The 13,732-nt window shown below is 57.4% G+C and carries 13 protein-coding genes and 1 other annotated feature (1 of these 14 running past the window's edge); of the genes, 9 read left to right on the plus strand and 4 right to left on the minus strand.

Translation table 11 applies throughout. The features are described from left to right. Nucleotides 1-27, plus strand: a sequence feature (ROSE (Repression Of Heat Shock gene Expression) occurs in the 5'-region of heat shock genes and acts as an RNA thermometer to modulate expression.); it begins 48 nt to the left of the window's first position. The 3 genes from ibpA to JLG71_RS00085 all read left to right on the plus strand — a co-directional run bounded on the left by ibpA (nucleotide 21) and on the right by JLG71_RS00085 (nucleotide 2,838). After that, nucleotides 21-434 (plus strand): small heat shock chaperone IbpA, encoded by a 414-nt coding sequence (ibpA, locus tag JLG71_RS00075; RefSeq protein ID WP_004126917.1) that lies wholly within the window; start codon nucleotides 21-23, stop codon nucleotides 432-434. It overlaps the preceding feature by 7 nt. A 117-nt stretch (nucleotides 435-551) precedes the next feature. Beyond that, nucleotides 552-980, plus strand: coding sequence for a small heat shock chaperone IbpB (gene ibpB, locus JLG71_RS00080; protein WP_014227324.1), 429 nt, complete (start codon nucleotides 552-554; stop codon nucleotides 978-980). 196 nt (nucleotides 981-1,176) lie between these two features. Further along, the gene (locus JLG71_RS00085) at nucleotides 1,177-2,838 is read left to right on the plus strand and encodes a putative transporter (protein ID WP_004855675.1); all 1,662 of its coding nucleotides are present in this window, start codon (nucleotides 1,177-1,179) and stop codon (nucleotides 2,836-2,838) included. On the opposite strand, the gene JLG71_RS00090 is transcribed toward JLG71_RS00085, so the two are convergent. Then, the gene (locus JLG71_RS00090) at nucleotides 2,806-3,552 is read right to left on the minus strand and encodes a GntR family transcriptional regulator (RefSeq protein WP_048262959.1); all 747 of its coding nucleotides are present in this window, start codon (nucleotides 3,550-3,552) and stop codon (nucleotides 2,806-2,808) included. The two genes, JLG71_RS00085 and JLG71_RS00090, sit on opposite strands and share 33 nt — an antisense overlap. A gap of 341 nt (nucleotides 3,553-3,893) precedes the next feature. Between JLG71_RS00090 and JLG71_RS00095 the strand changes: the two genes are divergently transcribed. The 5 genes from JLG71_RS00095 (at nucleotide 3,894) to JLG71_RS00115 (ending at nucleotide 8,242) form a co-directional block, all read left to right on the plus strand. Next, nucleotides 3,894-5,516, plus strand: coding sequence for an alpha-glucoside-specific PTS transporter subunit IIBC (locus JLG71_RS00095; protein WP_048262957.1), 1,623 nt, complete (start codon nucleotides 3,894-3,896; stop codon nucleotides 5,514-5,516). Continuing rightward, nucleotides 5,513-6,835, plus strand: a complete 1,323-nt coding sequence (locus tag JLG71_RS00100) for a 6-phospho-alpha-glucosidase (RefSeq protein ID WP_004855669.1) — start codon at nucleotides 5,513-5,515, stop codon at nucleotides 6,833-6,835. The genes JLG71_RS00095 and JLG71_RS00100 overlap by 4 nt, the downstream gene beginning before the upstream one ends. Before the next feature lie 180 nt (nucleotides 6,836-7,015). Then, the gene (locus tag JLG71_RS00105; RefSeq protein WP_004855665.1) at nucleotides 7,016-7,363 is read left to right on the plus strand and encodes a YidH family protein; all 348 of its coding nucleotides are present in this window, start codon (nucleotides 7,016-7,018) and stop codon (nucleotides 7,361-7,363) included. Next, nucleotides 7,353-7,715: a DUF202 domain-containing protein gene (locus JLG71_RS00110; RefSeq protein WP_014227322.1), complete on the plus strand. Its 363-nt coding sequence runs from the start codon at nucleotides 7,353-7,355 to the stop codon at nucleotides 7,713-7,715. The genes JLG71_RS00105 and JLG71_RS00110 overlap by 11 nt, the downstream gene beginning before the upstream one ends. Beyond that, on the plus strand, nucleotides 7,712-8,242 hold the full coding sequence (locus JLG71_RS00115; RefSeq protein WP_004855659.1) for a radical SAM protein: 531 nt from the start codon (nucleotides 7,712-7,714) through the stop codon (nucleotides 8,240-8,242). The genes JLG71_RS00110 and JLG71_RS00115 overlap by 4 nt, the downstream gene beginning before the upstream one ends. 52 nt (nucleotides 8,243-8,294) lie before the next feature. Here JLG71_RS00115 and dsdA read toward each other — a convergent pair whose 3' ends face one another. Beyond that, nucleotides 8,295-9,623 carry a D-serine ammonia-lyase gene (gene dsdA, locus JLG71_RS00120; RefSeq protein ID WP_014227321.1) on the minus strand — a complete coding sequence of 443 codons (1,329 nt, stop codon included), beginning with the start codon at nucleotides 9,621-9,623 and terminating at the stop codon, nucleotides 8,295-8,297. Nucleotides 9,624-9,640: 17 nt separating this feature from the next. Then, nucleotides 9,641-10,978 (minus strand): D-serine transporter DsdX, encoded by a 1,338-nt coding sequence (dsdX, locus tag JLG71_RS00125; RefSeq protein WP_004116631.1) that lies wholly within the window; start codon nucleotides 10,976-10,978, stop codon nucleotides 9,641-9,643. Between the two features lie 223 nt (nucleotides 10,979-11,201). Between dsdX and dsdC the strand changes: the two genes are divergently transcribed. Beyond that, nucleotides 11,202-12,131, plus strand: a complete 930-nt coding sequence (gene dsdC / locus JLG71_RS00130; protein WP_025107568.1) for a DNA-binding transcriptional regulator DsdC — start codon at nucleotides 11,202-11,204, stop codon at nucleotides 12,129-12,131. Between the two features lie 246 nt (nucleotides 12,132-12,377). On the opposite strand, the gene emrD is transcribed toward dsdC, so the two are convergent. Then, nucleotides 12,378-13,562, minus strand: coding sequence for a multidrug efflux MFS transporter EmrD (gene emrD, locus JLG71_RS00135; protein WP_004855651.1), 1,185 nt, complete (start codon nucleotides 13,560-13,562; stop codon nucleotides 12,378-12,380). Nucleotides 13,563-13,732 lie beyond the last annotated feature (170 nt).

A 13,732-nucleotide genomic window follows, 5' to 3' on the forward strand; every position in this document is an offset into this window, starting at 1 on the left:
GATTTCAGGAGCTATGTATTATGCGTAATTTCGATCTCTCCCCGCTGTATCGTTCTGCTATTGGTTTCGACCGCCTTTTCAATCTGTTAGAAAATAATCAAAGCCAGAGTAATGGCGGCTATCCTCCGTACAACGTTGAGTTAGTAGACGAGAACAACTACCGCATCGCGATTGCCGTTGCCGGTTTTGCCGAGAGCGAACTGGAAATTACCGCGCAGGATAATCTGCTTATCGTAAAAGGCGCCCATGCCGCCGAGCAGAAAGAGCGCACTTACCTGTATCAGGGCATCGCTGAACGCAATTTTGAGCGTAAATTCCAGCTTGCGGAAAATATTCATATTCGCGGCGCCAACCTGGTAAACGGTCTGCTGTATATCGACCTTGAGCGAGTTATTCCTGAAGCGAATAAGCCGCGCCGTATCGAGATCAACTAATTTGTTGGGCCGCGAAGGCGGCCCGGTATTCATTCAAAAAACTGCCCGCCGTCAGGGGGCAAAGGCGAATCCACAGGATTTGCAGATATCCACTCGCTTCTTAGAAGGAGAAAGACTATGCGTAACTACGATTTATCCCCGCTGCTGCGTCAATGGATCGGTTTTGACAAACTGGCCAACGCGCTACAAACCGCCGGTGAAAGCCAGAGCTTCCCGCCCTATAACATCGAAAAAAGCGACGACAACCACTATCGCATTACCCTTGCGCTGGCCGGTTTCCGTCAGGAAGATTTGGATATCCAGCTTGAAGGCACGCGCCTGACGGTAAAAGGCGCGCCGCAGCAGCCGGAAAAAGAGACCAAATGGCTGCATCAGGGGCTGGTTAACCAGGCGTTTAGCCTGAGCTTCACGCTCGCCGAAAATATGGAAGTCTCCGGGGCAACCTTTACCAACGGCCTGCTGCATATCGATTTGACCCGCAACGAGCCGGAACAGATCGCACCGCAGCGCATCGCCATCAGCGAGCGCCCCGCGTTAGATAGCTAATTAAGCTAACCACCTATAAAGCCCCGATGTTCGGGGCTTTTTTGTGCGTGATACGCATTACTTTGTCCTTTCTTGCTGTGTTCAACAAAATGGTCGTTGGCTGATCCCGTGATTATTGTGCGCCAGGCGGCATACAGCCTGGTGAGTACCGGTCATAATCCTCATTGTGAGTAATGTTATACACAGGGAAGAGACGATGAGTGATATAGCATTGACCGTTAGCGTATTGGCGCTGGTGGCGGTCGTCGGATTGTGGATCGGCAATGTAAAAGTGCGCGGCGTCGGCTTCGGTATTGGAGGCGTGCTGTTTGGCGGTATTATCGTCGGCCACTTTGTGGACCAGGCGGGCATTACGCTCAGCAGCCCAATGCTGCACTTTATTCAGGAATTTGGCCTGATTCTCTTCGTGTATACCATCGGTATCCAGGTGGGGCCGGGCTTCTTCGCCTCGCTGCGCGTCTCCGGCCTGCGGCTGAACCTCTTCGCTATTCTGATCGTCATTCTCGGCGGCCTGGTCACCGCTGTCCTGCATAAACTGTTCGATATCCCTCTTCCCGTGGTGCTCGGCATCTTCTCCGGCGCGGTAACCAACACGCCTGCGCTGGGGGCCGGGCAGCAGATCCTGCGCGACCTTGGCGTGCCGCTTGATACCGTCGATCAGATGGGGATGAGCTACGCCATGGCCTATCCGTTTGGCATCTGCGGCATTTTGCTGACCATGTGGCTGGTGCGACTGTTTTTCCGCATCAACGTCGAGAAAGAAGCGCAGCAGTTTGACGAGATCAGCGGCAACGGCCACGCGCATCTTCAGACCATCAACGTGCGGGTCGAAAACCCCAACCTGAACAATATGGCGATTCAGGATGTGCCGATGCTTAACAGCGACAAGCTGATCTGCTCGCGCCTCAAGCGCGAGGAGATGCTAATGGTGCCCGCGCCGAATACCCTGATTCAGCTTGGGGACCTGCTGCACCTGGTCGGGCGACCGGAGGATTTACACAATGCCCAGCTGGTGATTGGTAAGGAGGTTTCCACTTCGCTCTCCACGCGCGGTACCGATCTGAAAGTCGAGCGCGTGGTGGTCACTAACGAAAAAGTATTGGGTAAACGCATACGCGATCTGCACTTTAAACAGCGCTATGACGTGGTGATCTCGCGACTCAATCGCGCCGGGGTTGAGCTGGTCGCCAGCAGCCATGCCAGCCTGCAGTTCGGCGATATTCTTAACCTCGTCGGCCGTCCGGAGGCGATTGACGCGGTGGCCGCCGAGCTGGGCAACGCCCAGCAAAAACTGCAGCAGGTGCAGATGCTGCCGGTATTTATCGGTATTGGCCTGGGCGTGCTGCTGGGCTCCATTCCGCTGTTTATTCCGGGGTTCCCGGCGGCGCTGAAGCTGGGCCTGGCAGGGGGGCCGCTGATTATGGCGCTGATCCTCGGGCGTATCGGCAGCATCGGTAAGCTCTACTGGTTTATGCCGCCCAGCGCTAACCTTGCGCTGCGCGAGCTGGGCATTGTGCTGTTTCTCGCGGTGGTTGGCCTGAAATCCGGCGGCGATTTTGTGGCGACGCTGATTGACGGTGATGGCATGAGCTGGATTGTCTACGGCATCTTTATCACCGCTATCCCACTGCTGGCTGTCGGTATTCTGGCGCGGATGCTGGCGAAGATGAACTACCTGACCCTGTGCGGGATGCTGGCCGGTTCAATGACCGACCCGCCCGCGCTGGCCTTTGCCAACAACCTGCATGCCACCAGCGGCGCGGCGGCGCTCTCTTACGCGACCGTTTATCCGCTGGTCATGTTCTTACGTATTATTACGCCGCAGCTACTGGCGGTGCTGTTCTGGGGGATAGGTTAACGGATTCTCCGTCTGGACGCGCCGCAGGTGGTAGTCCACCTGATACTCGCTGGCGTTACGGAACATCACCGAATAGTTAAGAAACTCGCCGCTGTCGCTGTAGGAAAGGGAGGTTATACGCAGCAGCGGCGTCTGCTCCGGCACGTTCATCGACTGCGCCAGCTGCCTGTCCGCCAGCACCGGCGACAGCGTTTCATAGTTGCCGCTAATGGTTATGCCACACTCCTTCTCGATGTAATCGAACTTCGACCCTTCCAGATGCACCAGCGACAGATTGCGAAACAGCTTCACCGGCATATAGCTGTCCTCCAGCATTAGCGGCTTGCCATCGACATAGCGCACCCGGCGCGAGAAGTAGATCCGTTCATCAATTTGTATCCGCAGCAGGCTGGCGATAGCCGGTGGGGCGGGCATCACCTCGAAAACCAATACCCGGCTGACCACCTCTTTACCCTGCTTGCGCAGCACCTCGGCCAGCCCGGTCAGATTGCTGGTTTCATGATGCAGGTCTTTGCGGGCGACGTAGGTGCCGGAGCCGTGCCGACGCACCACCAGTCCCCAGGTGACCAGCAGATCGATGGCTTTGCGGATAGTCATGCGCGCGACGCCGAACTCTTCCGCCAGCTTTTTTTCCCCGGGAAGCGGGCTGCCGACTTCGAAATCGGAGGAGTTGAGACGCAAACGTAATCTGTCGGCGATGGATTTGTAGATCACCAGTAGACCTCTATTCACTCAGTTGAAAACGATGATGCACGGATTATTAGCTTTAAAAATAGAGTTAATACATATGGATAAATACGCTTCGTTACAGAGGCGTAATCAGCGCAATTCAGAATGTCTAATTTTTACTTAAAAAGTAGACAACATTGGCGCAATTAAAACCATGAAAGCGATCACGAATCGTAACGGCGCCGCATGTTGTCGACCGGGCAAATTTCTATTCTCGTTTCAGGCCAGTACAAATAATTACCCTGAATCATTCACCGCGGTACGTGAAGCATGTCGGGTATGGATAAGGCCACTCACCCTATGAGTTGTTATATGAGGATTTTCAAATGCTCAGTCAAATACAACGCTTTGGCGGCGCCATGTTTACCCCGGTTTTACTCTTTCCTTTCGCCGGGATCGTGGTGGGTATCGCCATTATGCTGCGCAACCCGATGTTCGTCGGGGAAGCGCTCACAGCACCCGATAGTTTATTTGCTCAGATCGTTCACATTGTTGAAGAGGGCGGCTGGACCGTCTTTCGTAATATGCCGCTGATTTTCGCCGTCGGTCTGCCGATCGGCCTGGCGAGACAGGCCCAGGGCCGGGCCTGCCTGGCGGTACTGGTCAGCTTCCTCACCTGGAACTACTTCATCAACGCCATGGGGATGACCTGGGGCCACTTCTTCGGCGTCGATTTTTCCGTTGAACCAACGGCAGGCAGCGGCCTGACGATGATGGCCGGGATTAAAACGCTCGATACCAGCATTATCGGCGCGATCGTTATCTCCGGGCTGGTGACCGCCCTGCATAACCGCTACTTCGATAAACCGCTGCCGGTGTTTCTGGGGATTTTCCAGGGCTCCTCGTTTGTGGTGATTGTCGCCTTCCTGGCGATGATCCCCTGCGCCTGGCTGACCTTGCTGGGCTGGCCAAAAGTGCAGATGGGCATTGAATCGCTGCAGGCCTTCTTACGCTCGGCCGGGGCGCTGGGGGTCTGGGTCTATATTTTCCTCGAGCGCATTCTGATCCCGACCGGTTTACATCACTTTGTCTACGGACCGTTTATTTTCGGCCCGGCGGTAGTGGAAAGCGGTATTCAGGTTTACTGGGCGCAGCATTTACATGAGTTCAGCCAGAGTACCGAGGCGCTGAAAACTCTCTTCCCGGAAGGCGGATTCGCGCTGCACGGTAACTCGAAGGTCTTTGGTTCCGTGGGTATCGCGCTGGCGCTCTACTACACCGCCGCGCCGGAAAATCGCGTGAAAGTCGCCGGTCTGCTGATTCCCGCCACCTTGACCGCCGTACTGGTGGGAATAACCGAGCCGTTAGAGTTTACCTTCCTGTTTATCTCGCCGCTGCTGTTTGCCGTCCATGCGGTGCTGGCGGCCACTATGGCGACGGTGATGTATATCTGCGGCGTGGTAGGCAACTTTGGCGGCGGCCTGCTCGACCAGTTTCTGCCGCAAAACTGGATCCCCATGTTCCACAACCATGCCTCAATGATGTTTATCCAGATAGGCGTTGGCGTGTGCTTCACCGCGCTCTACTTCGTCATCTTCCGCACGTTGATTCTGCGCCTGAACCTGAAAACGCCGGGCCGCGAAGAGAGTGAAATTAAGCTCTATAGCAAAGCGGATTATCAGGCCGCGCGCGGCAAAACCAGCGCCGCGGGGGCTGCGGATACCAAACTGGGCCAGGCCGCCGGCTTCCTGCAGGCGCTGGGCGGAGCGGGCAATATCGAAAGCATCAATAACTGCGCCACCCGACTGCGCATCGCGCTGGTCGATATGGCGAAGACGCAAAGCGACGACGTCTTTAAAGCGCTGGGCGCCCACGGCGTAGTCCGCCGCGGCAACGGAATTCAGGTCATCGTCGGCCTCCACGTTCCTCAGGTCCGCGACCAGCTGGAAACCCTCATCAAAGATTCTCTACAGACCGAACAAACCACCATGACGGAGGCAGTATCATGAAAAAATTCTCAGTTGTTATCGCAGGCGGCGGCAGTACCTTCACCCCGGGCATCGTGCTGATGCTGTTAGCGAACCAGGATCGCTTCCCGCTGCGGTCGCTGAAATTTTACGACAACGACGGCGCGCGTCAGGAGACCATCGCCGAGGCGTGCAAAGTGATCCTCAAAGAGCAGGCGCCGGAGATTGAATTCAGCTATACCACCGACCCGCAGGCGGCCTTTACCGACGTTGATTTCGTGATGGCGCATATCCGCGTGGGCAAATACCCGATGCGTGAAAAAGATGAAAAAATTCCGCTGCGCCACGGCGTGCTGGGGCAGGAAACCTGCGGCCCTGGCGGTATCGCCTACGGTATGCGCTCCATCGGCGGCGTCCTGGAGCTGGTGGACTATATGGAAAAATATTCGCCGAACGCCTGGATGCTGAACTACTCCAACCCGGCGGCCATTGTGGCGGAAGCGACCCGTCGCCTGCGTCCGAACGCCAGAATTCTCAACATTTGCGATATGCCGATCGGTATCGAAGGGCGGATGGCGCAAATCGTCGGCCTCAAGGACCGCAAGCAGATGCGCGTGCGCTATTATGGGCTGAACCACTTCGGCTGGTGGACCTCGATTGAAGATCTGCAGGGTAACGATCTGATGCCGAAACTGCGCGAACATGTGGCGAAATTCGGCTATGTTCCGCCATCAAACGATCCCCATACCGAGGCGAGCTGGAACGACACCTTCGCCAAGGCGAAGGACGTGCAGGCGCTGGATCCGGATACGATGCCGAATACTTACCTTAAGTATTATCTGTTCCCGGACTACGTCGTGGCGCACTCCAATCCGGAACGCACCCGCGCCAACGAGGTGATGGACCACCGTGAGAAAAACGTCTTTAGCGCCTGCCGGGCCATTATTGCCGCGGGCCACTCCTCCGCAGGCGATCTGGAAATTGACGAACACGCGTCCTACATCGTCGATCTGGCGGCGGCGATTGCCTTTAATACTCAGGAACGCATGCTGCTGATTGTGCCAAACAACGGGGCGATTCATAACTTTGACGCCGATGCGATGGTGGAAATTCCGTGCCTGGTTGGCCACAACGGACCGGAGCCGTTGACGGTAGGCGATATTCCCCACTTCCAGAAAGGGATGATGAGCCAGCAGGTTGCGGTGGAAAAACTGGTGGTGGATGCCTGGGAACAGCGCTCTTATCACAAGCTGTGGCAGGCCATTGCGCTGTCGAAAACCGTGCCGAGCGCATCCGTTGCGAAAGCGATTCTTGATGACCTGATTGCGGCCAATAAAGCGTACTGGCCGGAACTGCATTAATCCTGCTGACCGGCATCCATGGGGTGCCGGTTATTCATTTATCGGCCTGATAGCCCGACTTTATACGGTTATCAGGCCTGAGCTTCCTCTGAAACGGGGCGATTATTAATGCCCTCCGCTTTGGCAGTCAGGTAGAATCGGCGGTATTTTACGCAACCGGGAATCCATCAAGGAGTCATGATGAAAATATCCCGCCTTGGTGAAGCGCCGGATTACCGCTTCTCGCTGGCGAATGAACGCACCTTTCTGGCGTGGATCCGCACTTCGCTTGGCTTTTTAGCCGGTGGCGTCGGCCTGGACCAGCTGGCGCCGGATTTCGCTACGCCGCTGATTCGCGAAATTCTGGCGCTGCTGCTGTGCCTGTTTGCCGGCGGTCTGGCGATTTACGGCTATATACGCTGGCTGAGCAACGAAAAGGCGATGCGGCTGAAACAGGATCTTCCCTACACCCGCACGCTGCTGCTGATCAGTATTCTGCTGACCCTCGTCATCGTGGTGGTGATGGCGCTGGTGCTCTATGCCGGATAATCGCCGGGCGCGTCGCGAGAGCGATCCGGGCCTGCAGCCGGAGCGTACGTCGCTGGCCTGGTTTCGCACCCTTTTAGGCTATGGCGCGCTGCTGGCGCTGGCGATTAAGCACCACTGGCATCAGGCGGGGATCGCATTCTGGATTTCGCTGTGCATATTGCCGTTCGCCGCCCTCATCCTCTGGCGCTATACCCGCAGCCGCAATCTGATGAACGTTGAGCAAAGCGATTTTGCTCAGCCGCAGGCGGTTCGTGACAAATTTTTGATCGCATTCGCAGTACTTTCCCTGTCATTGTTGTTTGCTGTAACCCATATACGACAGGTGATTTTGTTTATTAAGGATATGACATGACAGGATGTCAGGCCGATTACGGTGACGATCGGCACTGCGGTAACTGCAAATCGCTGGCGAGCGATCTTCCGGTACAGGAAGTCATTATCGATCGTCAGGCGTGCCAACGCCCCGAGCGTGTCTACCATCAGCTGAGCGCTCAGGGAGCCGTGGCCATCAAGTTTATTCCCCATCTGCAACCTTCCGACGCCCGGCTGTGGGGGGATTTCCTCTGCGCGGTGTTTGCGATTTGGGTTAAAGAAGATGCTAACCGCATCGTCGTGCCGCTGTTTGAGGCCACGCTGCGCGCCTGGCGCGGCGAGTCGGTGCAGTATGCCAACAATCCGCCGGGGCCAGCCTGCGCGGGCTGCGCCTGGCTAAGATTATGCGGTGGGGGCTGCCCGCAGCTGCGTCTGGAGGATGGCTCCAATGCGCTATGCGAGGGTTACCGGCAGTTTTATAGCTGGAGCGCCCCCTATATGCGCGTTCTGCGCGATCTACTCAATCAGCACCGTTCGCCGGTTGAGCTTATGCATCTGCTGCGCTAAAAAATGGCGACGAAAGAGGCTTCGTCGCCATCGCGTTGACCTGACGGGAGGTTTACCGTCCTTTTGCCAGATACTGCGCCATCTCCTCTTCCGGCACCATGCCGCCGCCGGTTGCCCACACAAGGTGGGTCGCATTGCGCATCTGCCCGGCGGTGAAACCGTGCATCTGCTGATACGCCTGGCTGGCGCAGACCCGCTGCGGCCCGGCCATGCCGGCCAGCGCGGACGGCTCCAGGCGAATACCTTCTTCCTCGGCTAACCAACCCAGCATGTCGTACATTGTCTGGTCATCGAGAGAGTAGAACCCATCCAGCAGGCGCTCCATTGCCCTGCCAACGAAACCGGAAGCGCGGCCTACCGCCAGACCATCCGCGGCGGTCAGATTATCAATTCCCAGATCCTGAACCGAAATCTGGTCATGCAGGCCGGTATAAACCCCCAGCAGCATGCAAGGGGAGTGGGTCGGTTCGGCGAAGAAGCAGTGGACGTTATCGCCAAACGCCAGCTTCAGGCCAAACGCCACGCCGCCGGGGCCGCCGCCAACGCCGCACGGCAGATAAACAAACAGCGGATGACTGGCGTCTACCACGCGTCCTTCGCGGGCAAACTGCGCTTTTAGCCGCTCGCCGGCCACGGAGTAGCCGAGGAACAGGGTGCGCGAGTTCTCATCATCGATAAAGAAGCAGTTCGGGTCGGACTCGGCGGCTTTACGCCCCTGCTCAACCGCCACGCCGTAATCCTCTTCATACTCCACCACCGTCACGCCGTGGCTGCGCAGTTTGGCCTTTTTCCACGCCCTGGCGTCGGCGGACATATGGACCGTCACCTTGAAGCCGATGCGCGCGCTCATTATGCCAATCGACATCCCCAGGTTGCCGGTGGAGCCAACGGCGATGCTGTACTGGCTGAAGAACGTCCTGAACTCGGGGGTCAGCAGTTTGCGGTAGTCGTCGGCTGTGTTTAACAGTCCCGCGTCGATCGCCAGTTTTTCCGCGTGGGTCAGGACTTCATAAATGCCGCCGCGGGCCTTAATCGAGCCGGAAATCGGCAGGTGGCTGTCTTTCTTCAGCAGCAGATCGCCAGCAATGGGCTGACGAAAGGTTTTTTCCAGCCGGGCCTTCATTGCCGGGATGGCCACCAGCTCGGATTCGATAATACCGCCGGTGGCGGCGGTTTCCGGAAAGGCTTCCGCCAGATAGGGCGCAAAACGATCGAGGCGGGCGTGGGCGTCCTGAACGTCTTCTGTCGTCAGGCCAACGTAGGGTAACCCCTCCGCCAGCGACGTCGTTGACGGGTTAAACCAGGTGGTTTCTTTCAGGGCTATCAGCTCCTCCAGTAGAGGAAACTGGGCGAGTAAAGTGGTCATGTCAGCGTTTTTCATATTACGTCTCTTTGCGCTCAGATGATGAAAGAAAGCAGGAATGTACCGGCCAGTGCAAGCAGCGAAGCGATAAAGGTCGCCGTGGTATAGTATTTGAACGTTTCGTTAAGGCTTGCCCCGCAGTACTGCTTAACCAGCCAGAACAGGGAATCCGTCACGATAGTGCAGCCAATCGCGCCGGAGCCGATGGCGATAGCGATGATTTCAGGGCTCACGCCGGGATAGAGCGGCAGCATCGGCGCGACGATGGCGGTTGCGCCCATCATGGCGACGGTGGCGGAACCGACGGCGGCATGCAGAATCAGCGCCACCAGCCAGGCCAGCAGAATCGGGTGCATATCGAGGTTCGACAGAATCACCGCCAGCGTATCGGCCAGGCCGCTGGTTTTCAGAATGGCGTTAAAGGCCCCGCCTGCGCCGATAATCAGCAGGATATTGGCGATAGAACCGAAACAGTTTTCCGTATGCGTCAGCAGGGTGCTCATGCCCATATTCTGGCGGATACCCAGCACGTAGTAGGCCACAAAGACCGCGATAAACATGGCGGTGATCGGGTTGCCGATAAACTCCAGCAGCATATACAGCGTGCCGCCTTTGGTCATATTCAGTTCGGCGATGGTTTTTACCAGCATCAGGCCGATCGGCAGCAGCACCGTAAACAGCGTGGCGCCCAGCGACGGCAGAGTCTCTTCTTTGCGCACTTCGAGGTTGGCAAACTCAGCCGGCACCGCTTTAAACGGCAGGCGGTTGCCGAGGAGCCGCAGGAACAGCGGGCCGCCGACCAGCGAGGCCAGCAGGCCCACCAGCAGACCGTAAACGATGACCGTTCCGATATCCGCGCCCAGTTTGTTGGCGACGAACAGCGCAGCCGGATGCGGCGGCACCACGCAGTGCACCGCCATCAGCGCCGTACACAGCGGGATGGCCAGCTTCAGCAGCGACGTGTTGGTCTTTTTGGCAATGGAAAACGCCAGCGGAATCAGCAGCACCACGCCCACTTCAACGAACAGGGTGATCCCGCAAATCAGGCCCACCAGCACCATTATGACGTCAGCGGACAGCCAGCGGCAGCGCTGGAGCGTCAGGCCGATACGTTCCGCTGCGCCGGAGACCTCCATCATTTTGCCGAGAATCGTCCCCAGCCCAATCACCGCCGCAAGGAAGCCCAGCGTGCCGCCAATCCCGCTCTCAATGGCGTTAACCATATCCAGCGGGCTCATGCCCATCATGGCGCCGACGAAAAAGCTTGCCAGCAGTAGCGCCAGAAACGGGTGAAACTTCAGTTTGACGATAGTTAATACAATCAACACGATGCTGATCAGCAGCGTGCTCACAACCCAGATCTGAGATTCCATACCCCACCTCGCCTGTGAATAATCTATGGGTATTGAACAGAAAAACGGCACGCGCTGACAAACGATATAAACGGCCCTTCAGGTGAATCAGATTGAATCAAAAAGGTGATTTTGCTCTAAAGTTGTCTGTTATATGTGCTATGCATCACTTTTATTCATCTTTAACGCGCAGCTGGCGTGAAAAATTTCTTACACTCGGCGGGGAATAGTGAAGGAGTAAGAGATGGAGACGCTAAAAGAGTTAGGCACTCGCCTGCTTAACGGCTGGCAGCTATCGAAGCTGTATACCTTTGAAGTCGCCGCCCGGCATGAGTCGTTTGCGCTGGCGGCGGAGGAGCTGTCGCTGACGCCCAGCGCGGTGAGCCACCGTATCAATCAGCTGGAAGAAGAGCTGGGGATCCAGCTGTTTGTGCGCTCGCACCGCAAAGTAGAGCTGACGCATGAAGGTAAGCGGGTGTTCTGGGCGCTGAAGTCCTCGCTGGATAGCCTGAACCAGGAAATTCTGGATATTAAAAACCAGGAGCTGTCGGGGACGTTAACGGTCTATTCGCGCCCGTCCATCGCCCAGTGCTGGCTGGTTCCCGCGCTCGGTGATTTTACCCGCCGCTATCCGTCGATCTCGCTTACCGTGCTGACCGGCAACGATAACGTCAATATGCAGCGCGCGGGCATCGATCTGGCAATCTACTTCGATGATGCGCCTTCCTCGCAGCTGAGCCACCATTTTCTGATGGATGAGGCCATCGTACCGGTCTGCACGGCGGATTACGCGCGCCAGCATCAGCTACAGCAGAACCCCGGCAATCTTCGTCACTGTACGCTGCTGCACGATCGTCAGGCGTGGAGCAACGATTCCGGCACCGATGAGTGGTTCAGCTGGGCGCAGACATTTTGCGTAGATTTGCCGCAATCGTCGGGTATTGGCTTCGATCGTTCGGATTTAGCGGTGATTGCCGCGATGAATCACGTTGGCGTGGCGATGGGGCGTAAGCGGCTGGTGCAAAAGCGCCTGGAGAGCGGCGAGCTGATCGTACCGTTCGGCGAGATGACCCTGAAGTGCCATCAGCACTACTACGTGACGACCCTGCCGGGCCGTCAGTGGCCGAAAATTGACGCCTTTATCCACTGGCTGCAGAGTCAGGCGCAATTATGATGACCGGCTTAGTTTCATCCCGGTGGCGCTGCGCTGACCGGGCTACGGGTTTACCTCCGTTTGCGGGCCGGTAGCCCGGACAGGCGCGTCAGGCGCCGCCTCCGGGAAATATGCCGGGGCTGATAATTCGCCACCGCTTCCCGGCTTGCGCTGCGCTTAGCCGGGCTACGGGTTCATCGGCGTCCGTCATTTTGTAGCCCGGGTAAGACGCCCCGCGTCGCGACCCGGGGAACCCGCAATGAAGCCTTAAACCGGCTGCTGGTGTTGATGAAAGCGCGACGCCAGCGGCAGCCAGCACAGCAGAATCAGCAATCCCATCAGCATCATCAGCAGGCCGAGGCTGCCCTGACCGGTTTGCGGCATCATCGCCGACAGCCACGCCAGCACGCCGGAACCGATATTCTGCAGCCCGCCCACCAGCGCCCCGGCGGTGCCGGCGAGGAACGGGAAGGGCTCCATCGCGCCGCTGGTTGCCAGCGGGAACAGCATCCCCGCGCCAAAAAAGAATAGCGCGGCGGGAACCAGCAGGGTCCAGACGGTCATCACGCCCAGCAGGCCAGGGATCCACATCAGCACCCCCGCCAGCAGGCAGCAAATCACCGACTGCCACATCAGCGTCGGGAAGCGTTTGTTCGGCCGGCCGGCAAACCAGGCGCCAAAGAACGCCGCCGGGATCGGCAGAATAAACAGAATGCTGACCGACATACTGCTCAGACCCAGTACCGCGCCCATCAGCACGCCGGAACAGGCTTCGAACACGGCAATGCCCGCCAGGCCGCCGATCAGCATCAGCAGATAGCAGTTGAATGCGCCAGTACCGAACAGCGTTTTATAGTTGGTGATGAGCCGGGTACGCGGCGCGCCGGTGGGCCGGGTTTCCGGCATCCAGCGCGCCATGCTGAAGGTGACGCCGGCGCAAAGTACCAGCAGAAATACGAAGCAGGCCCGCCAGTTCCATAAGGTATCGAGAATGCCGCCAATCAGCGGCGCCAGCAGCGGGCTAACCAGAATCCCCATATTCAGCAGGCTATTGGCGTGCCTGAGCTGCGCCCCTTCATACAGATCGCGCGGCAGGGTTCGCGCCATCACGCCGCCGACGCCGGTACCCATCCCCTGCATTGCGCTGGCGGCAATCAGCACCGGCAGGCTATGGGTGGTAATGGCAACCAGCGTCGCCAGCATAAAAATGGACATTCCCACCAGGATCACCGGGCGGCGGCCAACGCGATCGGAGAGCGGGCCGTAGAAAAGCTGCGAGACGCCGTAGGTCAGCAGATAAGCGGCCATCACGCTCTGCACCGCGCCTTCGCGAACGTTGAGCGATATCGCCATATCGGCAATCGCCGGAATATAAATGGTCTGCGCCATCTGGCCTACGGCCACCAGCAGCACCAGCATCAACAACAAATTGAAGTTCTTATGCCGTTTCATGTCGATGAATACTTTGTATAAAGTTGAAGATGAAGAATATGTGACTGGCACACCCGCTAAACGATGGAGGAATCTACCACATAAAAATGACAGAACAACCCTGTAAGGGGGGATTGTCGGGGATGTTCAGGCAGGTTTTGTAAACGAAAGTCGGCAACTAATGTTGCCAT

Origin of the sequence: Klebsiella michiganensis (genome assembly GCF_015139575.1) — a bacterium.
In the GTDB taxonomy this organism is placed as follows: Bacteria; Pseudomonadota; Gammaproteobacteria; order Enterobacterales; family Enterobacteriaceae; genus Klebsiella; species Klebsiella michiganensis.